This is a genomic window from Burkholderia sp. FW306-1C-G01B, from assembly GCF_058781685.1.
In genome coordinates, this window is record NZ_JBYSWZ010000002.1 from 130,700 (window position 1) to 157,442 (window position 26,743).

The 26,743-nt window shown below is 66.5% G+C and carries 29 protein-coding genes; 14 read left to right on the top strand and 15 right to left on the bottom strand.

Annotation, left to right across the window (positions count from 1 at the left end; all coding sequences use genetic code 11):
* Positions 1 to 99: 99 nt before the first annotated feature.
* The 3 genes from creC to AC3WLY_RS04830 all read right to left on the bottom strand — a co-directional run bounded on the left by creC (position 100) and on the right by AC3WLY_RS04830 (position 3,084).
* Positions 100 to 1,551, bottom strand: a complete 1,452-nt coding sequence (gene creC, locus AC3WLY_RS04820) for a two-component system sensor histidine kinase CreC (RefSeq protein WP_492308178.1) — start codon at positions 1,549 to 1,551, stop codon at positions 100 to 102.
* 14 nt (positions 1,552 to 1,565) lie between these two features.
* On the bottom strand, positions 1,566 to 2,276 hold the full coding sequence (gene creB / locus AC3WLY_RS04825) for a two-component system response regulator CreB (RefSeq protein ID WP_492308177.1): 711 nt from the start codon (positions 2,274 to 2,276) through the stop codon (positions 1,566 to 1,568).
* A gap of 94 nt (positions 2,277 to 2,370) precedes the next feature.
* Positions 2,371 to 3,084, bottom strand: coding sequence for an SDR family NAD(P)-dependent oxidoreductase (locus AC3WLY_RS04830; RefSeq protein WP_175959526.1), 714 nt, complete (start codon positions 3,082 to 3,084; stop codon positions 2,371 to 2,373).
* A gap of 397 nt (positions 3,085 to 3,481) precedes the next feature.
* Here AC3WLY_RS04830 and AC3WLY_RS04835 point away from each other — a divergent pair, with 397 nt between their 5' ends.
* Positions 3,482 to 4,189 carry a dihydrodipicolinate reductase gene (locus tag AC3WLY_RS04835; protein ID WP_492308176.1) on the top strand — a complete coding sequence of 236 codons (708 nt, stop codon included), beginning with the start codon at positions 3,482 to 3,484 and terminating at the stop codon, positions 4,187 to 4,189.
* 87 nt (positions 4,190 to 4,276) lie between these two features.
* Here AC3WLY_RS04835 and AC3WLY_RS04840 read toward each other — a convergent pair whose 3' ends face one another.
* Both AC3WLY_RS04840 and AC3WLY_RS04845 read right to left on the bottom strand, forming a co-directional pair.
* Complete coding sequence (locus AC3WLY_RS04840; protein WP_310132945.1) at positions 4,277 to 5,086, bottom strand: SDR family oxidoreductase; 810 nt, start codon at positions 5,084 to 5,086, stop codon at positions 4,277 to 4,279.
* The gene (locus AC3WLY_RS04845; protein ID WP_492308231.1) at positions 5,083 to 5,916 is read right to left on the bottom strand and encodes a molybdenum cofactor biosynthesis F family protein; all 834 of its coding nucleotides are present in this window, start codon (positions 5,914 to 5,916) and stop codon (positions 5,083 to 5,085) included. Before AC3WLY_RS04845 ends, AC3WLY_RS04840 begins: the two co-directional genes overlap by 4 nt.
* A gap of 170 nt (positions 5,917 to 6,086) precedes the next feature.
* Here AC3WLY_RS04845 and AC3WLY_RS04850 point away from each other — a divergent pair, with 170 nt between their 5' ends.
* The 3 genes from AC3WLY_RS04850 to AC3WLY_RS04860 all read left to right on the top strand — a co-directional run bounded on the left by AC3WLY_RS04850 (position 6,087) and on the right by AC3WLY_RS04860 (position 8,824).
* The gene (locus AC3WLY_RS04850) at positions 6,087 to 6,881 is read left to right on the top strand and encodes an AraC family transcriptional regulator (RefSeq protein WP_310132944.1); all 795 of its coding nucleotides are present in this window, start codon (positions 6,087 to 6,089) and stop codon (positions 6,879 to 6,881) included.
* Positions 6,882 to 7,082: 201 nt separating this feature from the next.
* Positions 7,083 to 8,051, top strand: a complete 969-nt coding sequence (locus AC3WLY_RS04855; RefSeq protein WP_492308174.1) for a DMT family transporter — start codon at positions 7,083 to 7,085, stop codon at positions 8,049 to 8,051.
* A gap of 200 nt (positions 8,052 to 8,251) precedes the next feature.
* Entirely contained in the window at positions 8,252 to 8,824 is a 573-nt protein-coding gene (locus AC3WLY_RS04860; RefSeq protein ID WP_175959531.1) for a permease, read from the top strand.
* 102 nt (positions 8,825 to 8,926) lie between these two features.
* Here AC3WLY_RS04860 and AC3WLY_RS04865 read toward each other — a convergent pair whose 3' ends face one another.
* Complete coding sequence (locus tag AC3WLY_RS04865) at positions 8,927 to 9,061, bottom strand: entericidin A/B family lipoprotein (protein WP_021158165.1); 135 nt, start codon at positions 9,059 to 9,061, stop codon at positions 8,927 to 8,929.
* A 233-nt stretch (positions 9,062 to 9,294) separates the two neighbouring features.
* Here AC3WLY_RS04865 and AC3WLY_RS04870 point away from each other — a divergent pair, with 233 nt between their 5' ends.
* Positions 9,295 to 10,590, top strand: a complete 1,296-nt coding sequence (locus tag AC3WLY_RS04870) for an aspartate carbamoyltransferase (RefSeq protein ID WP_310132938.1) — start codon at positions 9,295 to 9,297, stop codon at positions 10,588 to 10,590.
* Between the two features lie 131 nt (positions 10,591 to 10,721).
* Here AC3WLY_RS04870 and AC3WLY_RS04875 read toward each other — a convergent pair whose 3' ends face one another.
* Positions 10,722 to 11,141, bottom strand: coding sequence for a type II toxin-antitoxin system VapC family toxin (locus tag AC3WLY_RS04875; protein ID WP_492308173.1), 420 nt, complete (start codon positions 11,139 to 11,141; stop codon positions 10,722 to 10,724).
* Complete coding sequence (locus tag AC3WLY_RS04880) at positions 11,138 to 11,377, bottom strand: FitA-like ribbon-helix-helix domain-containing protein (RefSeq protein ID WP_425132914.1); 240 nt, start codon at positions 11,375 to 11,377, stop codon at positions 11,138 to 11,140. Before AC3WLY_RS04880 ends, AC3WLY_RS04875 begins: the two co-directional genes overlap by 4 nt.
* Before the next feature lie 310 nt (positions 11,378 to 11,687).
* Between AC3WLY_RS04880 and AC3WLY_RS04885 the strand changes: the two genes are divergently transcribed.
* From AC3WLY_RS04885 to AC3WLY_RS04895, 3 genes are read left to right on the top strand one after another with little or no spacing between them, the layout of a single operon-like run.
* On the top strand, positions 11,688 to 13,925 hold the full coding sequence (locus AC3WLY_RS04885; protein WP_310132930.1) for a TonB-dependent siderophore receptor: 2,238 nt from the start codon (positions 11,688 to 11,690) through the stop codon (positions 13,923 to 13,925).
* Between the two features lie 3 nt (positions 13,926 to 13,928).
* Positions 13,929 to 14,684, top strand: a complete 756-nt coding sequence (locus AC3WLY_RS04890) for a tetratricopeptide repeat protein (RefSeq protein WP_175959536.1) — start codon at positions 13,929 to 13,931, stop codon at positions 14,682 to 14,684.
* A complete protein-coding gene (locus AC3WLY_RS04895; protein WP_175959537.1) occupies positions 14,681 to 15,364 on the top strand; it encodes a Fe2+-dependent dioxygenase in 684 nt (227 codons plus the stop codon). The genes AC3WLY_RS04890 and AC3WLY_RS04895 overlap by 4 nt, the downstream gene beginning before the upstream one ends.
* An 81-nt stretch (positions 15,365 to 15,445) precedes the next feature.
* Here the strand turns inward: AC3WLY_RS04895 and AC3WLY_RS04900 are convergent, their stop codons facing one another.
* From AC3WLY_RS04900 to AC3WLY_RS04920, 5 genes are all read right to left on the bottom strand, one after another.
* Positions 15,446 to 15,868, bottom strand: coding sequence for an ACT domain-containing protein (locus AC3WLY_RS04900; RefSeq protein ID WP_310132924.1), 423 nt, complete (start codon positions 15,866 to 15,868; stop codon positions 15,446 to 15,448).
* Between the two features lie 76 nt (positions 15,869 to 15,944).
* On the bottom strand, positions 15,945 to 16,940 hold the full coding sequence (locus AC3WLY_RS04905) for an NADP-dependent oxidoreductase (RefSeq protein ID WP_175959539.1): 996 nt from the start codon (positions 16,938 to 16,940) through the stop codon (positions 15,945 to 15,947).
* A 100-nt stretch (positions 16,941 to 17,040) separates the two neighbouring features.
* Entirely contained in the window at positions 17,041 to 18,015 is a 975-nt protein-coding gene (locus AC3WLY_RS04910; protein WP_425132913.1) for an SDR family NAD(P)-dependent oxidoreductase, read from the bottom strand.
* A 112-nt stretch (positions 18,016 to 18,127) separates the two neighbouring features.
* Complete coding sequence (locus tag AC3WLY_RS04915) at positions 18,128 to 19,072, bottom strand: alpha/beta hydrolase (RefSeq protein ID WP_310132918.1); 945 nt, start codon at positions 19,070 to 19,072, stop codon at positions 18,128 to 18,130.
* Between the two features lie 20 nt (positions 19,073 to 19,092).
* Positions 19,093 to 20,556, bottom strand: a complete 1,464-nt coding sequence (locus AC3WLY_RS04920; RefSeq protein WP_492308170.1) for a flavin-containing monooxygenase — start codon at positions 20,554 to 20,556, stop codon at positions 19,093 to 19,095.
* 130 nt (positions 20,557 to 20,686) lie between these two features.
* On the opposite strand from AC3WLY_RS04920, the gene AC3WLY_RS04925 reads away from it, so the two are divergent.
* The 6 genes from AC3WLY_RS04925 (at position 20,687) to AC3WLY_RS04950 (ending at position 24,310) form a co-directional block, all read left to right on the top strand.
* Positions 20,687 to 21,616, top strand: a complete 930-nt coding sequence (locus AC3WLY_RS04925; RefSeq protein WP_244137230.1) for an AraC family transcriptional regulator — start codon at positions 20,687 to 20,689, stop codon at positions 21,614 to 21,616.
* Positions 21,617 to 21,806: 190 nt separating this feature from the next.
* Entirely contained in the window at positions 21,807 to 22,046 is a 240-nt protein-coding gene (locus AC3WLY_RS04930; protein WP_034180481.1) for a type II toxin-antitoxin system Phd/YefM family antitoxin, read from the top strand.
* Positions 22,043 to 22,438 (top strand): type II toxin-antitoxin system VapC family toxin, encoded by a 396-nt coding sequence (locus AC3WLY_RS04935; RefSeq protein WP_175747764.1) that lies wholly within the window; start codon positions 22,043 to 22,045, stop codon positions 22,436 to 22,438. The genes AC3WLY_RS04930 and AC3WLY_RS04935 overlap by 4 nt, the downstream gene beginning before the upstream one ends.
* A 208-nt stretch (positions 22,439 to 22,646) precedes the next feature.
* Positions 22,647 to 23,282 carry a M15 family metallopeptidase gene (locus tag AC3WLY_RS04940; protein ID WP_492308169.1) on the top strand — a complete coding sequence of 212 codons (636 nt, stop codon included), beginning with the start codon at positions 22,647 to 22,649 and terminating at the stop codon, positions 23,280 to 23,282.
* Between the two features lie 105 nt (positions 23,283 to 23,387).
* The gene (locus AC3WLY_RS04945; RefSeq protein ID WP_492332647.1) at positions 23,388 to 23,972 is read left to right on the top strand and encodes a nucleotidyltransferase family protein; all 585 of its coding nucleotides are present in this window, start codon (positions 23,388 to 23,390) and stop codon (positions 23,970 to 23,972) included.
* A 26-nt stretch (positions 23,973 to 23,998) separates the two neighbouring features.
* A complete protein-coding gene (locus AC3WLY_RS04950; protein ID WP_175959225.1) occupies positions 23,999 to 24,310 on the top strand; it encodes a hypothetical protein in 312 nt (103 codons plus the stop codon).
* A gap of 102 nt (positions 24,311 to 24,412) precedes the next feature.
* Here AC3WLY_RS04950 and AC3WLY_RS04955 read toward each other — a convergent pair whose 3' ends face one another.
* Together AC3WLY_RS04955 and AC3WLY_RS04960 are read right to left on the bottom strand one after the other, a co-directional pair.
* Positions 24,413 to 25,171, bottom strand: a complete 759-nt coding sequence (locus AC3WLY_RS04955; RefSeq protein ID WP_175959545.1) for an SDR family oxidoreductase — start codon at positions 25,169 to 25,171, stop codon at positions 24,413 to 24,415.
* Positions 25,168 to 26,715, bottom strand: coding sequence for an FGGY-family carbohydrate kinase (locus tag AC3WLY_RS04960; RefSeq protein ID WP_492308167.1), 1,548 nt, complete (start codon positions 26,713 to 26,715; stop codon positions 25,168 to 25,170). The genes AC3WLY_RS04955 and AC3WLY_RS04960 overlap by 4 nt, the downstream gene beginning before the upstream one ends.
* Positions 26,716 to 26,743: the final 28 nt, after the last annotated feature.

A 26,743-nucleotide genomic window follows, 5' to 3' on the forward strand; every position in this document is an offset into this window, starting at 1 on the left:
GACGGATACCGGAGTGGAAGATGCGGTCAGCATGAGCGGGCCCGGTGAAGGCCGATTGAAGCCGGTGTGAAGCGAATGTGTGGCGAGCGTGAAGCGCGCTCAGCCCGGCGACGGCAGCGTGAGCGTCGCGCACGCGCCGCCTTCGTCGCGGTTCGCGAGCGCGACCTGGCCACGATGCAGCATCGCGACTTCGCGGACGAAACACAGCCCGAGGCCCGTGCTGCGATCCTGCCCGTCCGGGCGCGGCAGCGAATAGAAGCGTTCGAATACCCGCGACAGCGCGTAGTCCGGCACGCCGGGGCCGTCATCGATAACACGCACGACCGCGACATGCGCCCTGCCCGCCGGCTGCCGTTCGAGCGCGATCCGGATCGTGCTGCGTTGCGGCGCGAAATCCAGCGCGTTGTCGAGCAGGTTGCCGAGCGCCTGGCGCAGCAGGAACGGATCGCCTTCGACGACTGCCGGATCGGAAGCGTCGTTTGCGTCGATCCGCAGGCTCACGCCGCGCTGGCGCGCGCGCGGCTCGATATCCTCGACGAGCTGTTCGAGCACCGGCAGCAGCGCGACCGGCTCGCGTACCGACAGGCGCTGCTTCTGCTCGACTTCGGCCAGCGCGAGCAGCTTGCGGATCATCTGTTCGAGTCGGCCGGCCTGGCGGCGGATGTTTTCGGTAAAGCGCCGGCGGTTCGCGACCGGCATCTCTTCCTGCAGCAGCTCCGCCGCGCCGCTGATCGCGGCCAGCGGGCTTTTCATCTCGTGCGTGAGCGTGTGGATGTAGGTTTCGACGTACTGCCGGTCCTCCAGCCGCTGATGCATGCTCTCCACCGCGCGCCCGAGCTCGGCCAGCTCGCTCGCGCCCTGCAGCGGCATCGCCGCGCGCTCGCCGGCCGCGATCGCGCGCGCATAGCGTTGCAGCCGCCGCAGCCCGAGCACCAGCCACCATGTGCAGGCGGCGCCGATCAGGATCGCGCCGCCCATCAGCAACGCGCCGTACAGCATGATCTTGCGCTGGCTGCGCGCGATGAACGGCGCGACCGTCTGGTTCGGCTTCGCGATCGTCAGCACGCCGACGATCTCGTTCCCGCGCCGGATCGGCGCCGCGACGTGCATCACGGTGCTGCTGTCGTCGTTCGGATCGGCGCGCGTGCTGCGTGCGCCGTATTCGCCGCGCAGCGTCCGGTACACGTCGTTCCAGCGCGAATAGTCCTGCCCCACTGCGCTGCCGGTCGAGTCGTAGCGCACGATACCGTGCGCGTCGGTGATGTAGATGCGGTAGCTGATCGCATTCTTGTGCATGCCCCACACGTTCGCGCTGACCGGGCTCTCGTGCAGCTTTTGGAGTTGCCGCGCGAAGGCGCCGTCGGCGATATGCCCGTTCGCCATGTCGTCGGCGGCCAGCGTCGCCAGCACCTGCGCGGTGTCGACGAGCGTGTCCTCCATCGCTTCGCGCACACCGGGCTTCACTTCCTGCACAAACACGCGCAGCGTGATCAGCGCGGCAAGACCGACGATCAGGAAAAAACCGAAGAAGATGCGCAGGCCGATATGCATGGCGGTGCAGGTCGTTACGGTTGCAGCGAATAACCCATCCCGCGATGCGTGCGGATCGGGTCGCGCTCGGGATCGATCGCGCGCAGTTTCGCGCGCAGCGTCTTGATGTGCGTATCGACCGTGCGGTCGGCCGAATCGAGCGCCTCGTGCCATACGAGGTCCATCAACTGCTCGCGCGAATAGATGCGCCCCGGATGCCGGACAAGCAGCGCCAGCAGGCCGAATTCGTAGCGCGTGAGGTCCAGCGCGTGGCCGAGCCACGACACGCGCGCGCCGTCGGTGTCGAGCACGAAGCCCGGCGCGGTTGTCGCGGCCTGCGCATCTGCCGGCGCGGGCATCGTTTGCGGCCTGGCCGTCCGGTAGAAGCGCCGCAGGATCACGCGCACCCGTGCGGCCAGCTCGCGCGGCGAAAACGGCTTGACCACGTAATCGTCGGCGCCGATTTCGAGCCCGACGATCCGGTCGATCTCGTCATGCCGCGCGGTCAGGAAGATCACCGGCACGTCGGTGAACGTGCGCAGCCGCCGGCAGACTTCAAAGCCGCTGAGGTCCGGCAGGCCGACATCGAGCACGACCAGGTCGAAGCGCGTGTCGCGCAGTTGGTCGAGCGCCGCCTGCCCGAGCGTGCAGTGGACGGTCTGCATGCCGTCGGTGCCGAGGGCGTAGACGATCGTGTCCGCGATCGCCGTTTCATCTTCGACGATCAGGATCATGGGCTGATTCATGGTCTCAGGCTGGGCTCGCGCGTTTCCGGTGCGACATTGTACGCACGGCCGGCCGCGGCGCGAGCCGCAATGCGGCGAGCCCTGCCCGCGCGCGCTACGCCACGCGTCCGTTCACCGGAATCGACGCGCCGGTGATCGCCTGTGCGTCGGCCGACAGCAGGAATCCGATCGTCGCCGCGATCTGTTCGGGCCGGACCCAGCGCGTGAAATCCGCGTCGGGCATGTCCGCGCGGTTCGGCGGCGTATCGATGATGCTCGGCAGGATCGCGTTCACCGTCACGCCGCGGTCGAGCAGTTCGGCCGCCAGCGCCTCGGTGAGACGCGCGACGCCGGCCTTCGCGGCCGCATAAGCGCCCATGCCCGCGCCGGCCTTGAACGCCGCGCCCGCGCCGATGTTGACGATACGGCCGGCCGGGCTCGCGACCAGGTACGGCAGCGCGGCCTTCGACGCGTTCAGCGCGGTCTTTACGTTCAGCTCGTACATGCGGTCCCACGTGGCGGCGTCGCCGTCGGCGATCGTCTGCCATACGAACGCGCCGGCGATGTTCAGCAGCGCGTCGACCCGGCCGAATTCGCGTTGCACCGATTCGAGCGCCCGTGCGGCGGCCTGCGGGTCGACAAGGTCGATGCCGCCGATGCGCAGCGCGTCGGCCGGCACGCCGGGCAGCGTCTGCGCAGCCGGCGCGGCGCCGCGGCCGATCAGTGCGACGCGTGCGCCGCGCTGGCCCAGCCATGCGGCCGTCGCGACGCCCAGATGACCGAATCCGCCGGTGATCGCGACTGCCTTGCCTTTCAGGTCGTGTTCCATCGATGTGCTCTCCTGGATCGAAGATGGGTGGTTGATACGTGATGCATGAGTCATGCCGGCCGCGGCACGGACGTGCGCGGCCGGCAATTCGACAGCGTAGCGCCGTTCACGCCTGCGTGCGCGCGGCGACCACGCTGCGGCGCAGTTCCTCCGTTGTTTCGCGCTGGTTGCCCGGACGTCAGCCCGGCGGCCGCATCACGATGCGGAGCGCGGTCCACACGTGGCGGGCCGCCGCGACTCCGCACGTGAGGCCCGACAGGCACGCATGCGGACAGCCGGGCATAATGCACGAGGCCCGTTCGGCGTGGCGCGAGCCGCGACCGGGTCGTGCCGTGCCGGGCTACCCGACGCCTACGCCGATCCCGTATCAAATACTGAACCTCAACCCGTCAATCCCATGCAAGTACTCGTCGTTGGAACCGGCAAGCTGGCCAATGAGCTGCTCGGCTCGCACAAGCTCGACCCGGCAACCTGTCGCGTAATGTCCTGGTCGGACCGTGCACGAACCGACGAGCGGCATAGCGACGCCCGACGTAGCGACGCCCGATCGATCGTCGTGCATGCCGGCTCCGGCCGCGAACTCCCCGCCGCGATCGCGTTTTGCGAGGCCACCGCGTCGCCGCTCGTCGAACTGTCCACCGGCTCCGACCTCGAAACCGGAACACACGACTTCCCGGTCGTGCTGTGTCCGAACACGAATATCCTGATGCTCAAGTTCATGAGCATGCTGGAAACCAGCGGCCACCTGTTTCGCGACTGCGAGATCAGCCTGACGGAGTCGCATCAGGCAGGCAAGACGTCCGTCCCCGGCACGGCCGTCGGCATCGGCCAGTCGCTCGGCGTGCGGCCGGAAGACATCCGCTCCGTGCGCGACCCGGACGTGCAGCGCAGCGAATTCGCTATCCCCGACGATCAGCTCGGCCGCCATGCGGTTCACCGGATACGCATCGACGACGGCGCGTGCAGCCTGCAGTTCGAATCGAGCGTGTACGGTGCGACGCCCTATGCGGATGGCGTGTCGCGCATCGTCGAAGCCGTCCGCCAGCACGATCTCGAGAACCGCCGCTATTCGATCGTCGAGTTCATCCGCAACGGCTGGCTGTAGTCGCGGCGACGTGCGGCGAAGCCGACGGCGGCGCCGCCGCAGGACCTTGCCGGCCGCGATCCCGCCACGGCCGGTTCGACGCCGCCGTCACACGTCTCCCGGCACCGCCCCGCTTTCCGGCAAGGTCGCGCCGCCGTCGACGACGATCGTCTGCCCCGTGATGTACGCCGCGTCGGCCGAGGCGAGAAACAGCATCGCGTTCGCGATGTCCTCCGGCTCGCCCATCCGCGCGAGCGGAATGTTGCGGGCGATCTGCGCCGCGACCGACGCGTCGCCGAGATTGCCGGCCGCCGGCGTGCGGATCATCCCCGGCTCGACGCCGTTGACCGTCACGTTGCGGCGCGCAAGCTCCAGCGCCGCCGCGCGAATGAAGCCGTTCACGCCGGCCTTCGACGCCGCGTAGTGCGCGAGCCCCGGATAGGCGACGCGCGGCCCCGTCACCGACGATGTGACGAGCAGCCGCCCGGCCCCTGCGCGCTCGAATGCGGGCAACGCGGCCTGCGCGAGCCAGAACAGCGCCGACAGGTTGACCGACAGCGTCCGCTCGAGCGTCGGCTCGTCGATCTGCGTGAACGGCGTCAGCGGAAAATATGCGGCGTTGTGGACGACGACATCGAGCCGGCCGCCGTCGCGCTCGACCGCTGCGACCAGCGCGCCCAGTTCGTCGCGGCTGGCGGCGTCCACCCGATACGCGCGTGCAGCGCCGCCCGCGCCGGCGAGCGCATCGGCCTGCGCGGCGGCGGCCTCGCCGTTCAGGTCGGCGAGCGCGACGAACGCGCCGGATTCCGCGAAACGCCGTGCGATCGCCGCGCCAATCCCTTGCGCGGCGCCCGTGACGAGCACGACGCGCCCGCTGAAATCCGCACGCAGTCGGCCGTTGCCCGGCACGGCATTCATCGTTGCGCCTCGCCGCCGAGCGGATGCACGGTTTCGTTCAGCACCTGCGCATGGGCGCCGATCTGGAAGTTCGACAGCGTGCCGAAATCACCGCCCTGGTAGCCGAAGATCTTGCCGTCGGTCTTGCGCTGAGCAAGATCGATCAGCACGACGCCGAGCGTCGGCACCACCTTTTCGCGCCACACGAACAGATACAGCGCGTCGGCGATCCGGAAGTAATGGCAGCGGTCGACATCGGCCAGCCCGCCTTCGACGCCCTGCAGGCACTGCCACGCGTAGAAGTTCTCGTTCAGGTAGATGTGCTCGTAGCATTCGGTCGGGCTGTAGCGGTACATCGTCCGCTTGCCGATCAGTTCGCGCGTCGGCCCGTGCAGCGGCCCCGGCCGTACGTGACCGCCGAGCGTGCCGTGCCGGAACGCCGCGTCGACGGCCGTCAGCGGCAGCCCGCGCGCGACGCGCGTGGACGCGTCGATGCGCGCGTCGGCTTCGGTCGGCAGCGTGCCGACGACCGACGTCCATACGCCGCTGTCGAGATCGATCACGAGACTGACCGACGTCGCGCGAGCGGCCGTGTCGATGTAGTCGACGAAGTACAGCGCGTCGCGCAGCCGCGTCACGCGGCACGGCTCGCAGCCGCCCGCGTCGGTTGCCGCGTCGCGCCACTGCAGCGCGCCCTGCTCGAACGTATAGACGCGCCACGCGCCCGATGCATCGCCGAGCGCCAGCGTGCGCCCGGCGAGCGCGTCGACGGGCGCGAGGATGTTCGCTTCCGGCGCGAAGCCGTCCGCGAGCGCGCCAACCTGAATGAATACCGGATCCTGTCGTTCCACCTGCCGCCTCCCGCACAGCTTCAGGCCCGGCGGGCCGTGTACGCTGCTCATGTGCACATGGTGCGGGCTGCGCGCGCCGCGCGGTATCGGCCAAAAGGATGAAGGGCGCGCGGCGCCGGAACGCGCTAAAGTTCACGTCATCCGCGCCGCAGCCGGCGCGAGGAGCGCACATGCACCGTGTCACCCACTACCGACGGACTGCCGAAGGCATCGAGGCGATCAGCCTCGAATCCGACCGCGCGTTTCCGCGCCACGCACACGACGAATTCGGGGTCGGCGTGATCGTCAGCGGTGCGCACCGGTCGTGGAGCGGCCGCGGGCAGGTCGACGCGCTGGCCGGCGACGCGATCATGGTCAACCCGGGCGAAATGCACGACGGCTCGCCGATCGATGCCGGCACGGGCCGACGCTGGCGGATGCTGTACCTCGCGCCCGCGCTGGTCGCGGGCGTCGCGGCGGAAGAAGGCCTCGGCGGCGTCGAGCTTGCGCATCCGGCGGTGCGCGACGCGCGGCTCACGGCCGCCGTCGGCCGGTTGCATGCGCGCATCGTCGCCGGGGAAACCCAGCCGCTCGCCCGCGACGAAGCGCTGGTGATGCTCGTCGCCGGGTTGCTCGCCCGGCACGCGAACCGCACGCTGCCGGCGGCCGGCGTCGCGCCGGCGATCCGTGTCGCCCGCGAACGGCTCGACGCGGCGCCGGCCGCGCCCGTTTCGCTCGCCGAACTGGCCGATCTGAGCGGCGTGAGCCGCTTCCAGTTGCTGCGCGGGTTTGCACGCGAACTCGGTATCACGCCGCACGCGTATCTGATCCAGTCGCGCGCGCGGCTGGCGCGCGCGCTGCTCGCCAACGGCCTGCCGATCGCGGATGCCGCGGCCGAAGCCGGTTTTGCCGATCAGAGCCACCTGACGCGCGCATTCGCGCGCCAGTTCGGGATCACGCCGGGGCGGTTTACGCAGGCCAATTGACGCCGCTGGCGTCCGCGCGCAACGCGATCGAACGCGGGTCCCGCGTCGACAATGGTGGCTGACGCTACTGCGGCGGCTTCGACTGACGCTAACACTGACGCACGCTCGCAAGGCGGCCCCACCCACCGCCCTCGGCGTCCCCACGCGCCTGCTGCAATTTCGTTCAAGACGCACACCGCCGCCGTACGCGACGATGCGCGCATGAAAACACGACTGATTGGCTATCTCTACCTCGCCGCCGCGATGGCGGGCGTCGGCAGCACCGTCATCGCGAGCCGTCTCGCGGCCGGCGGCCTGCCGCCGTTCGCGGCCACGGCGCTGCGCTTCCTGATCGCGACGCCGCTGCTGTTCGCGCTGATGCGCGCGCAGCGAATGCGCTGGCCGCGCATTTCCGCGCGCGACGCCGTGCTGCTCGTCATCCAGGCCGCGGCGGGCGGCGTCGGTTATACGGTGCTGCTGATCAGCGGCACGAAGCTGTCGTCGCCGCTCGATGCGGGCGTGATGCTCGGCACGCTGCCGGCGATGTCGACGCTGATCGCGGCTGTCGTGCTGCGCGAGCGGCAGACGCCGCGCGACTGGGTGGCCGCCGCGCTCGCCACGGCCGGTGTGCTGTTCGTCACGTTCGCACCCGGCCAGACGATGCCGTCGCTCCAGACGCTTGCCGGCGATGCGCTGGTGCTGGCCGCCGTCGCATGCGAAGCCGTCTTCATCCTGCTGAACCGGCGGCTTGCCGCACCGTTGCCGCCGCTCGCGCTGTCCGCCGCGATGTCGGGCCTCGGCTTCGTGCTCGCCGTCGTGCCGGCCGCGTTCGAATGGCGCGCGGTGGCGACCGGCTGGACCGTCGGCGCCGTGTCGGCAATTACCTACTACGCGCTGGTGCCGACCGTGCTCGGCTACCTGTGCTGGTATGCGGGCTCCGCGCGCACGAGCGGCACCGAGGCCGCGCTGTTCACGGCGGTCGCGCCGGTCTCGGCCGTGCTGTTCGCGGTCGCGCTGTTCGGCGAAACGCTGACCGGCACGCGTGTCGCCGGCATCGCGCTCGTCGTCGCGGGCATGCTCGTCGGCGCGACGCGGCGGCGCGAACCGCCCGCGCGTGCACGCGATGCGCAACCGGCGAACCCGGTACAGCCGGCCAATCCCGCGCCGTCGGCGCAAACCGCCGCTGACTGAGCCGCGCTCATTGCGTTGTTGCAGAAACGCAGGACGCTCGTTCACGCCACATTGCCGGTCCATCCCCGCGTTCGCGCGACGCCGCCGGCAACTGTAGGAATGTGTCCGCGCGCCGCAAAACCGTTGCGCACCACCGTGCAAGATGCAATATTCGCGTGGCCGAAACCTTTGACAACCATCGAACAACAATCCGCCACGCAATGAACAGGAAGGAAGCCAAAACAAGAATCGCGGTGCTGCTGTCCGCGGGAACGAGGAAGGCCGACGTACTGGCCGAGCTGTCCGGACAGGGGCTCAAGGATCGCGTGATCGCAAGCCTGATCGCGTCGCGCCCCGATCCGGAACGCTGTCGCAAGAACAAGGTGCACACCTGGATCCTGGTCGCGCTCGGCACCCTCCAGCTGGCGATCAGCCTGATGCTCGCGTATTACTTCTCCGCCGCCACCGGCGACCATGGCGTGTCGGGCGCGCTCGGCAATGGCCTCGTCGTGGTGTTCCTCGCGCTGACCGTGCCGCTGTCGCTGCTGTTCATCTGGGGTTTCGCGACCCATCGCGTCGGCGCGTATCACGCGTTCATCCTGCTGTCGCTGCTGCAGTTGCCGAAGACCATCGCCGAGCTCGGACGCGATCCGTCGACCGCGCTGCCGGGCCTCGCGGTCACGCTGGTGCTGGTGGGCTACGTCTGGTTCGTGCGCAACCGGATGTTCCCCGACTACGGATGGTTCACGCCGCGCAAGGTCGAAGGCCGCTACGCGTTCGTCGAACACGCCTGACGCCGCCGGCGTCAACGCCACGCCGCCCCCCCCAAAAAAGCGCCGGGCCGCCCCGCAATCGCGGGACGGCCCGGCGCTTTCTGCATTCCGGAACCGGTCGGCTTACTTGGCCTTTTCGGCCGTATCGCTGATCGCCTGGCCGCCCTTCGAAATGTCCTGGCCCACGCCGGCGACCGTATTGCAGCCGGCGAGCGCGGCGGTCACAACCAGCAACATTGCAGCAATCGTACGCGTCATTCTCATTCTCCTTCGAATCAACAAGCCCGACCGGGCGAATCGTTTGCGGCATGGCGCCCTGCCGATGCAGGGCACGGGGCCTGACCTGATTATACGGACGCGGACGCCGCGCGCCAGCGCGAGCCCGTCGAGTGTCACACGCACCGCACAGCCCGATCGCGCAGATTTTCCTTGACTTCAGCACGCCAGGAACTAATATACGCACCGCGTATATTTTCCGCCAGGAGCCGCCGATGACCGTTCCCCAGCAAGCCTTCCTCCGCGACGCGATGCGCCGCCTCAACATGACTCGCGAAGCGTTCGCCAATCGAATCGGCGTCAGCCGGCGCGCACTGGATACCTGGCTGTTGCCCGACGATTCGCAGGAATCGCGCGGGATGCCCGAGATCGTCGAGCGCTTCGTGTCGGAAATCGTCGAACGTTCGGCACCGGAAAGCGGGGCCTATACGCAAAGCGTAGACAATCAGGGGCTCGCGAAGCAGTTCCTGTTCGAAGGCAAGCCGCAACTGCTGTCGGTCGACCAGTTCTCGCGGGAATCGGTCGAGGCGCTGTTTCGCGTGGCTGACGTGATGCAGCCGATCGCGCGGCGCCACAAGATTTCGCGCGTGCTGGAAGGCGCCGTGCTCGGCAACCTGTTCTTCGAGGCCAGCACGCGCACGCGCGTGTCGTTCGGCGCGGCGTTCTGCCGGCTCGGCGGCTCGGTGTGCGACACGACGGGCTTCACGTTCTCGTCGATGGCCAAGGGCGAATCGATCTACGACACGAGCCGCGTGATGGCCGGCTACGTCGACGCGCTCGTGATCCGCCACCCGGAGAAAGGCTCGGTGGCCGAGTTCGCGCGCGCGACCAACCTGCCCGTGATCAACGGCGGCGACGGCCCCGGCGAGCACCCGAGCCAGGCGCTACTCGATCTCTATACGATCCAGCGCGAGTTCTCGCGGCTCGGCAAGATCGTCGACGGCGCGCACATCGCGCTGGTCGGCGATCTCAAGTACGGCCGCACCGTGCACTCGCTCGTCAAGCTGCTCGCGCTGTACCGCGGGCTCAAGTTCACGCTCGTGTCGCCGCCGACGCTCGAGATGCCGGCCTACATCATCGACCAGATCTCGACGAACGGCCATGTGGTCGAACAGACGACCGACCTCGCGGCCGGGCTGCGCGGCGCGGACGTCGTCTACGCGACGCGGATCCAGAAGGAGCGCTTCACCGACGAATCGTTCGAAGGCTATACGCCGGATTTCCAGATCAACCAGGCGCTCGTCGACTCGGTCTGCAAGCCCGACACGCTGATCATGCACCCGCTGCCGCGCGACAGCCGGCCGGGCGCGAACGACCTGTCGGTCGACCTGAACCGCGACCCGCGCCTCGCGATCTTCCGGCAGACCGACAACGGCATTCCGGTGCGGATGGCGATCTTCGCGGTGCTGCTCGGCGTCGAGAACCTCGTCCAGCATTCGATGCGCGACGCGACGTGGCGCCCGCCGGCTTATCTCGGGCCGGAGGACGCGGTGTTTCACGGAGTCGATTAAGTCACGCCGGGAGTCTCGCGCCCGCCCGCCATCGCTTCACGGGACGGGCGCGCTTGCCTGACGCAGAACGCGCCGCATTGCACTGCGCGTTTCCAATTCCAGCGCAGGTGATGGGTGCCAGAAACCGGGCGCTACCGCGCCCACGGATCGATCACGCGAAGCCCCACCGCCTCGAACGGCGCGACATCGCGCGTGGCCACGATCAGGCCGTTCGCCTCGGCCGTGGCGGCGACAAAACAATCGGCAGGCGCGATCGCGCTACCTGCGACACGGGCCCGAGCCCGAAGGCTCGCATACGCTTTGCTCGCCGCTTCGTCGAACGGCAGGATTCGGCCTCGAAACACCGACAGCACGCGCTGCTCGATGCTCTGATGCAGCCTGTCCCTCCTTCGCCTTTCCGGCAACGCCGCAACGCTGAATCGAATTTCGGCGAGACTGATTGCGGCGAGAAACAGCGTCTCGGCGTTCTGGGCATCGAGCCACTCGATCACGGCCGCACTCGGCTCGCGCCGCAGCGGTTCGGCAATGACGTTCGTATCAACAAGGATCATTCGAAGCTCATCGGATTGGTTGGCACCTTATCGCGCTCGACGTCGAAATCGACGCCGCCTGCCGCACGCCCGATTTCCGCCAGCAACGTTCCCAGCTTGAGCCGCCCGCCTGGCAGGACGGCCTGCTCGAGAATGTCACGTACCTCGGCTTCGGTACTGCGTCCGTGCTGGGCGGCGCGAATCCGAAGTGCGCGATGCACTTCGTCCGGCAAATTTCGAACGGTAATCACAGGCATGATGCATTCCTTCAAAATGCTTTCAATGCAGTCATCCTAGCATCTTGTAGTCACATGGATTGCCTCGCGACAAAACCACTCTAGCCCGCCCGAGGATCCCGTCACACTCGGCCAATCGGCCATCATCCACCGCCCATCCACCCCGCAACATTCGTCAACACTTGCCTTTTAATTGATAACAAGAACGCTTCTCATTCAACAAAAAATTACATAGAATGCCGGCTGAAAACAAATCGTAATAATTCCCGGCGGCATGCACATTTCCGTAGCACACCTCCCCCGGGGCCACATCGCGAGGTCCAAGCGCACCATGAAGTCCCGTTCCGACGAGTTGAAGCTCGGCAAATTCACCACCCTGTGCAGCGTGCTCGCCGCGAGCCCTGCATTCGCCGACGGCGCGCCGCCGCCGGCCCCGTCCAGCACCGAAGGCCATCTCGCGCCGATCGAGATCCAGGGCAAGACCGAGCACAGCTACAAGGCCGACTTTTCCGCTTCCGCGAAATTCACCGCGCCGCTCGTCGACACGCCGAAATCCGTCACCGTGATTCCGCAGGAACTGATCCGGAACAGCGGCGCGTCGACGCTGACCGAAGCGCTGCGCACCGTGCCCGGCATCACGTTCGGCGCCGGCGAAGGCGGCAACCCGCTCGGCGACCGTCCGTTCATCCGCGGCTACGACACGCAGGGCAGCATGTTCGTCGACGGCATGCGCGACACGGGCGCCACGACGCGCGAGATCTTCAACACCGAACGCGTCGAGATCACCAAGGGTTCCGACGGCGCGTACGGCGGCCGCGGCGGCGCCGGCGGCAGCATCAACCTGATCACGAAGGCCCCGCACCTCGGCACGACGGCCAGCGCGAGCGCCGGCCTCGGCACCGACCGCTATCGCCGCTTCACCGCCGACGGCAACTGGCAGTTCGCCGATCACGCCGCATTCCGCCTGAACCTGATGAGCCACAACAACGACGTCGCCGGCCGCGACGCCGTCAACAACGAGCGCTGGGGCGTCGCACCGTCGATCGCGTTCGGCCTCGGCACGCCGACGCGCGTGACCGCGAGCTACTACCACCTGTCGACCGACGACATGCCGGACGGCGGCATTCCGTACGTCTACGGCTTCAACATCCCGAAGGGCGTCACCGACGGCCCGGCAAACGTCGACCGCCACAACTTCTACGGGCTGATCGACCGCGACTTCCGCAAGACCACGTCGGACATCAGCACGATCAAGATCGAGCACGACATCACGTCGTCGCTGACGATCCGCAACACCACGCGTTACACGGAATCGACGCAGGACTACATCTGGACGCAGCCCGACGACAGCCAGGGCAACGTGGTGAACGGCAAGGTCTGGCGCCGCAACAACAACCGCAACAGCTCGATCAACAGCATCGCGAACCTGACCGAGCTGTTCGGCGAATTCCGCACCGGCCCGTTCAAGCACAGCTTCACGACCGGCATCGAGCTGACACGCGAATGGGGCAAGCGCGACACGTACAAGGTCGCGACCGACACCGGCAAGATCTGCCAGAAAGGCATCGGCGCGGCGTCGGGCTACAACTGCACGAGCCTGTGGTCGCCGAACCCGAACGATCCGTGGGCCGGCTCGATCACGCGCAACAACGACTACGCGCATGCGCGCACCACGACGAAATCGATCTACGGCTTCGACACGATCGAGATCACGCCGCGCTGGCAGGTCAATGCCGGCGTGCGCGTCGACGACTACTCGACCCGCTTCACCGACACCAAGGCCAACGGCAGCAAAACCTATACGCGCGACGATACGCTCGTGAACTGGCAGGCCGGCCTCGTGTTCAAGCCCGCGCAGAACGGCAGCATCTACGCGTCGTATGCGACGTCATCGACGCCGGCCGGCATGCTGCTCGGCGAAGGCAGCGAAACGCAGTCGCTCACGCCGGGTCGCGGCGGCGTCGGCCCGAACGCCGACCAGATGGCGCCGGAAAAGAACCGCAGCATCGAGCTCGGCACCAAGTGGAACGTGCTGAACGACAAGCTCGCGCTGACCGCCGCGCTGTTCCAGATCGACACGACGAACGCGCGCGTGACGCTGCCGAACAACCAGTACGCGATGGTCGGCAACAAGCGCGTGCAGGGTCTCGAGCTCGGCGTCGCAGGGCAGATCACGAAGCAGTGGCAGGTGTTCGGCGGCTATACGTACATGAAGAGCGCGCTGCGCGACAACGGCAAGGATGCGGCGAACAACGGCAACCGCTTCCCGAACACGCCGAAGCACAGCCTCACGATGTGGTCGAACTACGACGTGACGCCGAAGTTCACGGTCGGCGGCGGCGCGTTCTACATGTCGGAAGTATTCGGCGATCCCGCGAACCTGCGCGCCGTGCCGTCGTACTGGCGCTTCGATGCGATGGCTCAGTACCGGATCAACAAGAAGCTCGACCTGCAGTTGAACGTGAACAACCTGTTCAACCGTACGTACTTCGACCAGGCGTATCCGGCGCACTACGCGTCGATCGCACCGGGCCGCTCGGCGTTCGTCACGCTGAACGCGCGCTACTGATCGATGGAGGCCGTATCGCTGAAGGCGCTCGCGTCGGTATCGCCGCGTGAGTTCGCCGACATCCTGGCCGGGCCGCCCGAGCGCGCCGCCGCGTGGGTCGCGGCGGCGGCCGACAACGGCATCGTCGATGCGCAGGCCGTCTACGGGCAGTACCTGCTCGACGGCCATGGCGTCGCGCGCGATCCGGCTGCCGCGTTCGGCTGGTTCCGGCACGCCGCGCGGGCCGGCCACCCGATGGCGATGAACATGCTCGGCCGCTGCTACGAGTTCGGCTGGGGCACGGCCGCGTGCGCGCCGGTCGCCGTGTACTGGTACCGGCTCGCCGCGCAGGCGGGGCTCGACTGGGGCATGTACAACTACGCGACGGCGCTCGCGCTCGGCAACGGCGTCGACGAGAACCGCGCCGACGCGCTCGACTGGTTCCGCCGCGCGGCCGCGCTCGGGCACGCGAAATCGATCAACCTGATCGGCGGCTTCTACGAGGACGGCTGGGTCGTATCCGTCGACACCGATGCCGCGTTCGACCACTATCGCCGCGCAGCCGTTGCCGGCGACTTCCGCGGCCAGTTCAACTTTGCGCGGCTGCTCGCCGAGCGCGGGCGCATAGACGAAGCGCTCGTCTGGCTCGCGCGCGTGCCGGCCACCGCGACGCCCGCGTTCATCGCGAAGATGCGCGCCTATCTCGCATCGTCGCCGCTCGACGCGTTTCGCGCGGCGGCGCTGCAACTGCCGCCGCATGCAATGGAATCCGCATCATGATGCTTCATATCCCCGGCGTATTGACCAAGACGCAGGTCGCGCAATGCCGCGACCTGATCGATGCGGCCGAATGGGTCGACGGCAACGCGACGTCCGGCGCGCAGTCGGCGCTTGCCAAACGCAACCGGCAATTGCCGGAAGGCTCGCCGGCTGCGCGCGCGGTCGGCGACGCGATCCAGGATGCGCTCGCACGCCATCCGCTGTTCTTTTCGGCGGCGCTGCCGCTCAAGGTGTTTCCGCCGCTGTTCAACCGGTATGAAGGCGGCGAGACGTTCGGCACGCACGTCGACAACGCGATCCGGCTGCTGCGCGGCACCGATTTCCGCGTGCGCAGCGATCTGTCGGCGACGCTGTTTCTCGCCGAGCCCGATGCGTACGACGGCGGCGAGCTATGTGTCGAGGATACCTACGGCGTGCATCGCGCCAAGCTGCCGGCGGGCGATCTCGTGCTGTACCCGGCGTCGAGCCTGCATCACGTGACGCCCGTTACGCGCGGCGAGCGCGTTGCGTCGTTCTTCTGGATCCAGAGCATGGTGCGCGACGATGCCGATCGCACGCTGCTGTTCCAGCTCGATACGCAGATCCAGCAGCTTTCTGCGGACAAAGGTGCGCACGACCCGGGCGTGATCGCGCTCACCGGGATCTATCACAACCTGCTGAGACGGTGGGCGGATACCTGAGCCATGTGACGGGGGCCCGCAACGTCCTGAAACGCGCGCCCCCTTCCGGCCGCTGCCAGTCCACCGTCCAACGCAGCCGCCTTATGCCCGCTGCAGGATATCGATCGCCTTGTCTGCATCGTCCGCCGAATCGACCGCGAAATAGGCAATGAACTGGGAACCCAGCACGGCGGCCGAGACGCCACGGAGATTGATCGCGCCGTCCGCGAGCATCTGGGCCAGTTGCCCGATGATGCCCATTTGATCCAAACCCATTACGCGGACGGAGTGAACGCTCGGGGTGACGCTGAACCCCACCTGCGTGGCCGCGCGAATCACCGCGTCTCCCTGCAGTGGCGCGACAAACACGACGCCCTTGCCCGGCGTCTCCGATGTGCGGCGTGCAACGATGAACTGCAAGTCTGCGCCGGCAGTCCGCAGCGCGCTTAATACTGTCGCGAGGCCGCCCGGCTTGTCGTCGATGGTCGCCGACCAGACATCGACACGTTCTACGCTCAGTTCCATGGCAGTCCCTCCCGCCTGAGAACCCCGATAGAAAAAATCTAGGTCACAGCAAGCGCGCGAGCAAGGCGCCATTCGGTCATGCGACCTTGACCATCCGCTTGCCGACGTTCTCGCCCCTCAGCAAACCGACCAGCGCCTCCGGCAGGCGCTCGAAACCATCGAGCACATCCTCGCGTATCACGAGCTGGCCGGATTCGACCCAGCCCTGGAGTTCAGCGATTGCCTGCGTGTGCCGATCGAGGTAATCCGCCAAGAGGAACCCCTGCAACGTCAAACTCTTGATGATCACCAGCCCGGGCACCCCTTGCGGACCGGCGCCGGGTGCACTCCCGTCGTAATGCGAAACGGCGCCGCAACACACGATGCGACCGTAGCGCGCCATGTTGAACAAGCATGCTTCCAGGATGTCGCCTCCGGTGTTGTCGAAGTACACATCGATGCCGTCCGGACATGCCGTGCGCAGGCGATCGGCGATATTGCCCGCCTTATAGTCGAGCGACGCATCGAAACCGAATTCGCGAGTCACCAGATCGCACTTGACGGCACCACCCGCGATGCCTACCGTTCGACACCCTTTGATTCCGGCGATTTGCCCTGCGATGGACCCGACCGCTCCGGCCGCGGCCGAAATCACGACCGTTTGACCGGCTTCCAGTCGACCGCATTCCTGCATGCCGAAATAAGCCGTCAATCCAGGGACACCATAGACGCTCACCAAATGCGTAAGCGGTTCGATTCTGGGTAATCGGGTGAGATTCCGGGCGGGTACCGCTGCCAGGACTTGCCACCCTGTTTCGGCGAACACCAGGTCGCCGACCGCAAGTTGCGCGGATCGCGATTCCACGACCTCGGCCAGTGCCATGCCGGCCATGACGTCGCCGGCTTGAAGGCCGGCACGATAAGTCGCACCTTGCATCCATGCCCTGCTGGCCGCATCGAGCGATATGTACAGCGTGCGGAGCAGCACTTCCCCGTCTGCCGGACGCGGTCTGTCTGCCTCCCGGATAGCGAAGTGCTCGGGACCGAGCCTTTCCCGGGGAATCTCGGCTAGCAGGATTTGACGATTGCTCATGACTTTCACCTGATCTTGGATCTGTCTTATCCGTCGTCGAGTCGGGATCGACCCTAAGCCGGAAACCATGCATGCAGGGGGCGCGTCCGATCGAACCTCGTTACGACCTTCCAGCGAACGCATCGATACCCGTAAGCTTCGCCGATAGTGCCCAAAGGCGTTTGGCTTCCCCCGGATCAATCGCATACGGCTTCACTCCCGCGGACTGCTCCTTGATCACGCTCGTCCAGAGGCGCGCGATATCACAGTCTTCACAGTACACGCCGCCATACCCTGCCAGCATGGGAGAGGTCGCGGCCCATACCTGAGTCGCGGCACCCTGCCCAGGCGTCTTGAGTGCTTCCGGATGGGCTGGATTGCCTTCGTTATCCATCCATCCCAGCGCAATCATCTCCGCCCTCGAAACATGGCGCTGCAGCGGGGTGGGGATCATGCCGGGATGAAGCGAGAATGCCCGCACTCCGTTCTGCCGGCCCAGCTTGTCCAGGTGGACAGCAAATAGCGCGGCAGCGGTTTTCGATTGACCGTAGGCCAGCCATTTGTCGTATCCACGCGTAAACTGCACGTCGTCCCAGCGAATACCCGAAGCGTGATGGCCCAGCGAGGACACCATGACGACCCGCGCGCCCCCTTCCAGCACCGGCAACAGCAAGTTCACCAACACGTAGTGTCCCAGATGGTTGATTGCGAACTGCGCTTCCCAGCCCGGACCCACGCGGGTTTCCGGGCAAGCCATCACGCCGGCGTTGCCGATCAGGATGTCCAGGTGCCTGCCGGTTGAAAGAAAACCTTCCGTAAAGTGTCGAACGCTCGCGAGGTCCCCGAGATCCAGTGCCCAGATTTCGACATTCCTCCCGATGTCGGCCACCGCGTTCTCGGCCGCGCGCGGATCGCGTGCCGCAACGATCACCCGCGCACCGGCGCCGGCCAGGGCCCGCGTCGTTTCCAGGCCGAGCCCGGAATGCCCGCCCGTCACGAGGGCGGTAACGCCGGACAGATCGAGCCCGTTGAGCACCTCCGCTGCCGTCGAGGCTGCACCGAAACCCGAATAGATCGGTTTTTGTATCGTTTCCATCAAACACCCTCACGTATAGGAACACCCTGTCGGATCGGGGAGACGATTCGTTGCGAATGCAAGCGTGTCCGATCGTCTGTCGAGACCCTTCCAATCGATTGCACATACCGGTTCACCGCGCTGCCCGAATCACTTCGCCGAATCGCCTGCAACTCCGTTCGATCGCGTCTTGGGCTGCCGGCGACAACTGCCCCATCTCGAAAAAGCCATGTATCAATCCCTGGCCCGGCTCGACATGGACCGGCACGCGCCCGGCACTCAACGCCTCTGCATAGGCCAGACCGACGTCTCGCAACGGATCGAATTGCGCGGTCACGATGACGGCCGGAGGTAGTCCGGAGAAAGTGCCGGCATGAATGGGCGTGATGCGAGGGTCCTCGAGGCGCTGTCTTCCGCCCGAATAGTGGTGAAGAAACCATTCGATCAACGGCCTGTCGAGAAGGTATCCCGTCGCATTCTGCTGCCAGGAAAGATGCCGTGTGCCCGGTAGATCCGTAGCGGGATAGATCAAGAGCTGGCCGGCCAATTCGACTCCATCCGCACGGAAAGCGTGAGCGACCACCGCCGACAGATTGCCTCCCGCGCTGTCTCCTGCGACTGCCACGAGCGCGTTGCCGCCGAGATCGGGTGCATGGTCGACGACCCACTGCGTCGCGGCGACAGCGTCGTCGACCGCGGCCGGAAACGGATGCTCGGGTGCGAGTCGATATGCCACCGAAACGACGACGACCCGGCTCTCCCGACAGATCGCCCGGCAGACGTTGTCGTGCGTATCCAGATCGCCGATCACCCAGCCACCGCCATGAAAAAACGCGGCGGTGGGACATGGTCCGTTCCCATCGGGACGGTAGACGCGGGCAGGCAATTCCCCCAAGGCACCGTCAACGACGATGTTTTCGACGCTGCCGACGGAAATCGTCGTCCCCGGCGGATGCAGGCCGGCCGCCAGGGTACGGTAGCTGGCCCGCGCTTCTTCGGGCGTACCTTCGTGCAGTTTCTTTTCGCCGGACTTCTCCAGTGCATCCAGGAAGGCAGCGATAGGTGGATCGACAAGCATTTGATCTCCCGATACCCGATTCAGCGATAAACCAGAATGCCGTCGTCCAGCGTCGCCGCAGGAAGCTCGTGGCGCTCTTCGGCGTATTCGCGCAGACTCTGCCAGGGCGCGTGGTCACCTTGCCGATACATGATGTGCTGGGCGCGCATGATGTAACCCGGATTGAAATTGTCAGGATTGCAGAACGGCAGACGGGGCATGCGCCGTTCCTGGGGTCGCAGCACCGGAACAACCGTCTTCGCCCCCCGCTCGTCCATGTACCCGAGCAACCGACAGACAAACGCGCTCACCATGTCCGCGCGCATGGTCCAGCTCGTGCGCAGATAGCCGAGGGTGTACGCCATGTTCGGTACGTCATTGATCATCAATCCCCGGTAGGTGACGTGCCCGGTGAAGTCCACCGGTTTTCCGTCGAGGCTGAAGGACACGTCGCCGAACAGACACAGATCGAAACCCGTCGCCGTCACCACGATATCGGCCTCGAGACATTCCCCCGAGGACAGCACGATGCCCATTTCGTCGAAGCACTCGATCGTGTCCGTCACGACGGAAGCCTTGCCGTCGCGCACGGGCACGAAGAAATCCCCGCCGGGAACGAAGGCCAGCCGCTGCTGCTGCGGCTTGTAGCGAGGACTGAAGTGCTTCTCGACGTCGAAATCGTCGGGAAGGTGCGCGCGGATCGCATCCAGCAATTGCTTGCGCAAATCCTCGGGTTGCTCCAGCGACATTCTGTTGAGTTCGAGATTCTGGGCGATATAGGCCCTACGCAGGATCTCGTACGTCCACGCTTCGGGAATATCCAGCGCACGCAGCGGCGCGGCCAACGCGTGTTCCGCCGGCTCGACGACAAAAAACGTGGGCGATCGCTGCAACAGCGTGACGTGTTGCGCTGCCTCCGCCAACGCCGGAATCAGCGTCGCCGCCGTGGCGCCCGAACCGATCACGACGATTCGTTTCCCCTTCCAGTCCAGATCGTCAGGCCAGTTCTGCGGGTGAACGACTGTCCCTCGGAAGTTCTCCAGCCCCGACCAGTCCGGCACATGCCCTTGCCGATGACGGTAGTAGCCTTGGCATTGCCACAGAAAACCGGCCGTCAATCGCAATGTCTCGCCGGTGTCCAGGCGGATCGCCTCGACGGTCCAACGGCTGTCGTCGGTCGACCAGCTCGCCGTCGCCACCCGATGCCCATAACGGATATGTCGACCAAGATCGTTTTCCTCGATGACCTCCCCGAGGTAATTGCGGATCTCGTCGGCAGTCGCAATGGACGACCCCCGCCAGGGTTTGAACGAATATCCGTAGGTGAACAGATCGCTATCGGATCGCGCCCCCGGGTAGCGATGCGTCCGCCACGTGCCGCCGAATCCGTCCATGGCATCCAGTATCAGAAAACTCCGCCCCGGACACCGTTGGCACAAGTGATAGGCCGCATCTATGCCCGAGATTCCCGCACCAATGATAAGTACATCAAAATGTTCTCCCATGTGGCCACGTCTCCGATGGTTCGAGTCCTTGCCGGCAGCACACAACTGCAGCACTCGATCGGAATTGTCGTGGGTATACTGAAAATTGTGAATGCAAGGACATCCTAATTTCTATCGAGATCATCCGAAAATGAACATCGACCCACTATCGGAAGTCCTTTCCTTGCTGAGTAACCAAAGCTCCTTTTTCGGTGGATTGCAGGCAGGTGGCGACTGGGCCGTGCGCTTTCCAGCGCCGGAAGGCGTCAAGTTCAACGTGCTTGTACGGGGAACATGCTGGCTGGCCGTGGAAGGAGAACAGGAACCGCTACAGTTGGAGGCAGGCGACTGTTTCCTGCTCTCCCGCGCGCGCCCCGTCTTGATCGGCAGCGATCTTTCGCTGCCGGCGCTCGATGCCGATGAACTCTATCGTCATGCCGTGAACGGCGTGGCGCACTGCGGCAGCAACGACGACTGCTTTCTGGTCGGCGGGCGCTTCGCCTTCGGCGACGAAGCCGGGCTTCTGTTCGACAGCCTGCCGCCGGTAGCGGTGATCAAGAGCGAGTCGGATCAGGCCTCCGTATTGCGCTGGGCGTTGCAGCGGTTGGCGCACGAACTCGCCGCCCCGTCTCCGGGCGGCGCACTGATGGTCCAGCATCTGGGCCAGATCATGCTGGTGCAGGTGCTGCGCATTTATCTGGCGCAGGAAGGCGCCACTACACCGGGTTGGCTCTCGGCGCTGTCCGAGCCGCGCATCGGCGCCGCCATTCAAGCGATTCACACCAGCCCGGCCAGACGCTGGACGGTCGAGGCCCTGGCCGAAGTGGCGGGCGTCTCGCGCTCGACGCTGGCGTTGCGTTTCAAGCAGATAGCGGGCTTTTCGCCGCTGGAATACGTCCTGCGTTGGCGCATACAACTGGCGACCCGGTCCCTGAGAAACCAGCACCTCACGATTTCCTCGATCGCTCAGGCCGTCGGTTACGAATCCGACAGCGCTTTCAGCAATGCCTTCAAGCGCATCATGAAATGCTCGCCCAGAGACTATCGGGACAGCAAGATCAACGCTGCACGTTCTAGCTAATCAGGCTTTCGAAGCACGGCGCAAGCAAGACGCGGATTGATCGCCACCTGTCGAGGAAGCGGGCGGACACGTAGCGTGATCCGGTCGTGCGGTGCTCGTGCTGCCAGACACGTCCGGCATACACTCACCCGCTTGCGTCAGGCTCGGGGGCGCCATAAAATGACCATCGTCAAATGACCATGCTCATATCATGATGCCGCACGCTCCCGTTTCGAAATCCGAATTCAAGGCTCGCGCACTCGAATACTTCCGGCTCGTCGAGTCGTCGGGCGAAAGCCTGATCGTCACCGATCACGGCAAGCCGACGCTCGAGATCCGGCCGTATCACGCCCGCGAGGCTCAGCCGTTGGACATATTGCGCGGCTCGGTCATGCGCTACGACAATCCTGTCGATCCGATTGCGGAAGATGATTGGGAGGCGTCGCGGTGATCGTGCTGGATACGCATGCATTGGTGTGGTGGGTGGCGGGCGATCCTTCGCTCAGCAAGAAAGCGCGAAGTGCGATCGACCGCGCGCGGGGCGAAGGCGCACTCGCGGCATCCGCGATCTCCGCGTGGGAGATTGCGATGCTGGTGCGCAACGACCGCCTCGCACTGACGATGGATGTCGACGCGTGGCTCGCCACCGTCGCGCAGATCGACGGCATGCGCTTCGTGCCCGTCGACGCCGACATCGCCGCGAAGTCCACCGCCCTGCCCGGCACGTTCCACAAGGATCCGGCCGACCGGATGATCGTCGCTACCGCGCGGCGGCTCGGTGCACCGCTCGTCACCCGCGACGAAAAAATCCGCGCTTACGCGCACGTGAAGACGCTCTGGTAAGCGTCGCCGCCCACAAGTCAAACCGCAGCGCATCCTCCGCCGGACTCTGGCATATTGGCGATTCGTCTGACCAAAACGACCAGGATCGGCCACCTGCGACGAAGCACGCGTCCCGGGCGGCCCGCTCACGGCCCGCAACCGTCATCGCGCCACCTCACCCGCCATCGTGATACCGCTCTCCGATCCCCTTGTCCGGTCGATCGCCCTGATGGAGTCGCACGAAGGGTTCGTCGATCTCGCCACGTTCGATGAACGCATCGCCGTCGACCTCTCGCGCAGTGTCGTTTCGAACCCGAGCCCGCATTTCCTGAAGGTACGCAGTGGTGTCGCCGAACGGCTGGTTGCCGCCGCGCACGCGCTCCCCGACGGCCTGCGCCTTTACGTCAAGGAAGGCTATCGTCCGCTCTCGCTTCAGCGCGAATACTTCACCGGCCATCTCGCGCAATTGCGTGCGACGCTGAATCCGCCGCCGTCCGACGACGCGCTGTACGAACTCGCGAGCCACTACGTCGCGCCACCCGAGGTCGCGGGTCACCCGACCGGCGCTGCCGTCGACCTGACGTTCATGTCCGCCGACGGCGTCGAGCTCGACATGGGCTGCATACTCGACGCCACCGACCAGGAATCGTCCGGCGCGTGCTACACGCACAACGCATTCATCAGCCGAACGGCTGCACGAAACCGCCACGTGCTGATCGCCGCGCTGACCGGCGCCGGCTTCACGAATTACCCGTCCGAATGGTGGCATTGGTCGTTCGGCGACCGCTATTGGGCCGTCATGCAGCGGGAATCGCACGCGATTTACGGCCCCGTCGAGGAAAACATGCTCGACGAAGGTGCGTGATGACGGTTTTTCCGATCTGACGGGCACGGCCCGGTAACATCCTCACTTGCCGATCCCCGCCCGCTCCCGCACAATCGCAGCACCTGTCTCACTCCCCCCGCGCCGATGTCCTATGCGTCACTCGCCACCGGCGTCCTGCTCGCCGGCGGTCTCGGTCAGCGCTTCGACCCAAGCGGCCTGCACAGCAAACTGCTCGCGCTGCTTCCCGACGGCACGCCGGTCGCGGTCGCGGCCGCCCGCCATCTCGCGGCGGCCACGGCCGACGTGATCGCCGTCGTGCGGCCCGGCGCCGAAAAACTCGCGATCCTGCTGAACGAAGCCGGCTGCCAGGTCGTCTATGCGCCCGACGCGTCGCGCGGCATGGGCGCAAGCCTCGCGGCCGGCGTGCGCGCCACGCCCGATTCGAACGGCTGGCTCGTCGCGCTCGGCGACATGCCGTGGATCGCGGCATCGACCTATGAAGCCGTCACGCGCGCGCTCGACGCCGACGATGCGTCGATCGTCGCGCCTGCGCATCGCGGCATGCGCGGCCATCCGGTCGGCTTCGCCGCGCACCACTTCGATGCGCTCGCCGCCCTCGACGGCGACACGGGCGCGCGCGCGCTGTTCGCCGGCGCGCCGGTGAAACTGCTCGACGTCGACGATCCCGGCATCCTGCGCGATGTCGACACGCCGCAGGATCTGCGCTGACCGCGATCGCGCAGCCACGCAATGCATTGCAGTACAAGATCCCGCCCGACGATCGACAATCGCGAATTCACGGATTTCGCCGACGATCGGCAACCCGCCGCAAGAATCCCGCAGCAAACGCTCGCCCGATTGCCTATAACGAAGACGAGGCGCGCCCACCGCGCCGCCGCCATCACGCATCGCGCGAGCTCTCCATGACCGATCACACGACCCCGACGCCCGAGCCACCGGCCGACCCGAACCGCGATCCGGAAGACGATCCGCTGTCGTCGCCGCCGGGTCATCACCACGACAACCCGCAGCAACCGGACGGACCGCCGAGCAAAGACCCAGTCTAGTTGCGCGTCGGCCGCTCCGCGCATTCGCCCCTATTTCTCGTCATGCGCGGTCGACGGCAGCCGGCCGCCCGTCGCGCGTCGCCCGTCACCGCATGACTTGACCTATCGCGCCGTATACCCGCCGTCGATCGGCAGCGACACGCCGCTGATCATCGACGCCGCGTCGCTCAGCAAAAACAGGATCGGCTCGACGACCTCGTCCGGCTCCGCAAATCGCCCGAGCGGAATCGCCGCCAGCATCGGCGCGCGCTTCTCCGGTTCGCTCCACGCGAACTGCGCCATCGGCGTGAGCGTGACGGTCGGGTTCACGCTGTTCACACGAATGCCGTGCGGGCCGAGCTCGATGCACAGCACGCGCGTGATCGCGTCCATCGCCGCCTTCGACGCGCAATAGCTCAGATGCGCGGGCAAGCCGACGAGCGCGGCCTGGCTCGATACGTTGACGATGCTGCCCCGCGCATGCACGGCACCGCGCCCGTCGCGCGCGATCATCTTCCGTGCAACCGCCCGCGCCACGAGCGCCGCGCCGCGCGCATTGACGGCCATCACGCGGTCGAAGTGCCCGGCGCTGACGTCGAGCGCCGGTTCGAGCGACGCGATCCCCGCGCAATTGACGAGGCCGTCGAACGTATCGTGCGCGGCGAGCGCGGCATCGATCGCGTGTTCGTCGCCACCGACATCGATGCGCAACGTATCGCACCCAGTCTCGCCGGCGAGCGCCTCGAGCGCGGCCATGTCGCGCGCTGTCGCGACGACTCGCGCGCCTGCCTGCGCCAGCGCAACCGCGCATGCGCGCCCGATGCCGCTCGATGCGCCCGTGACGAGCATCCGCGAGCCGCTGAAATCGAATCGTGTCTTCATGATGGCGTGTGCAGTTCGTGCATGATCGGCTTGAGTGCCGGATACAGTGCCGTGTAAAGCCCGAAGCGCACCGCATACGCTCGCGCACGTTCGGCATCGGGTCGCGCGCGCTCGACGAGCGTGACCCAACCGCCCTGCGCGTCGTCGTGCGACACGAGCCCCGCCCCGACACCCGCGAGCAATGCCGCCCCCATCGCGGCTTCGACGTCCTGCTCGATCGTCCACACCGGAAAGCCCGTCACGTCCGCGATGATCTGCATCCACAGCGCCGAATGCGCGGCACCGCCGACGACGATCAGCCGGTCGTCCAGCACCACCGCGCCGCGGCGGCCGGCCTCGATGTTGTGCCGCAACGCGAACGCGACGCCTTCGAGCACCGCGCGATAAAGATGTGCCCGCGTATGCGCGAGACTCAGCCCGACGAACGCGCCGCTCGCCTTCGCATCCCACACCGGGCTGCGCTCGCCCATCAGGTACGGCAGGAACAGCACGCCGTCGGCACCGGCCGGCACACTTTCGGCCGCTTCCTCGAGCAGCACGTGCGGATCGCCGTGCGGCAGCAGGCGTGCCGCATCGATTTCGGCATGACAGAACTGGTCGCGAAACCACGCGACCGATGCGCCGGCCGTGATCGCACCGCCGAACACATACAGGTCGCGCTGCCCGTCGAACACGTGCGGCATGCTGACGAGCCCGTGCCGCGCATCGACGTGCCGGTTCACGTAGCCCCAGCACATGCTGGTGCCGATCATCGCGACATGCTGCCCGGTGCGCGTCGCGCCGGCCGCGAAGGTCGCGACGGCCGCATCGACGCCGCCCGCGACGACCGGCGTGCCGGCCGGCAGCCCGAGCTGTTCGGTCCATTGCGACAGCAGCCCGCCGACGATCTCCGTCGAATCGACAAGCCGCTCGGGCATCATCGTCGCCGGAATGCCGAGCATGTCGAGCGCGTCGTCGGACCACTCGCGGCGCGCGACGTCGTACACGCCGCCGATGTTGCCGGCCGAGCTGTGATCGACCGCGACCTCGCCGGTCAGCAGGTAGATCACGTACGCGTTCGGCGGCAGGAAATAACGCACGTTCGCCCACACGTCCGGCCGCTGGTCGCGCAGCCACAGCATCTTCGTGAAGCCGTAGTAGCTGTCGACGCCGTTGCCCGTGATCACGCGCAGCCGCTCGACGTTCACGTGCTCGCCGACCCAGTCGACTTGCGCGGTCGCGCGCCGGTCCATCCAGATCAGGCACGGATGGAGCGGCCGAATGTCGCTGTCGACCGGAATGCCCGAGCCGCCGTACAGGCTGCTCACGCACACCGCGCGGATCGCATCGGCCGGCACGCCCTGCGCGCGCGCGTCGCTCACGCAGCCGGCGATACATTCGAGCACCGCGTCGAACCACACCTGCGGCCACTGCTCGGCCCACAGCGGGCGCGGCGTATCGGGCTGGTAGCCGGCCGAGCGCCGCGCGACGATCGTGCCGTGCCGGTCGACGAGCAGCGCCTTGGTGCTCTGCGTGCCGATGTCGACGCCTATGACGTATTCCATGATGTCTCCGGTGAGGCGCGCGCCGGCC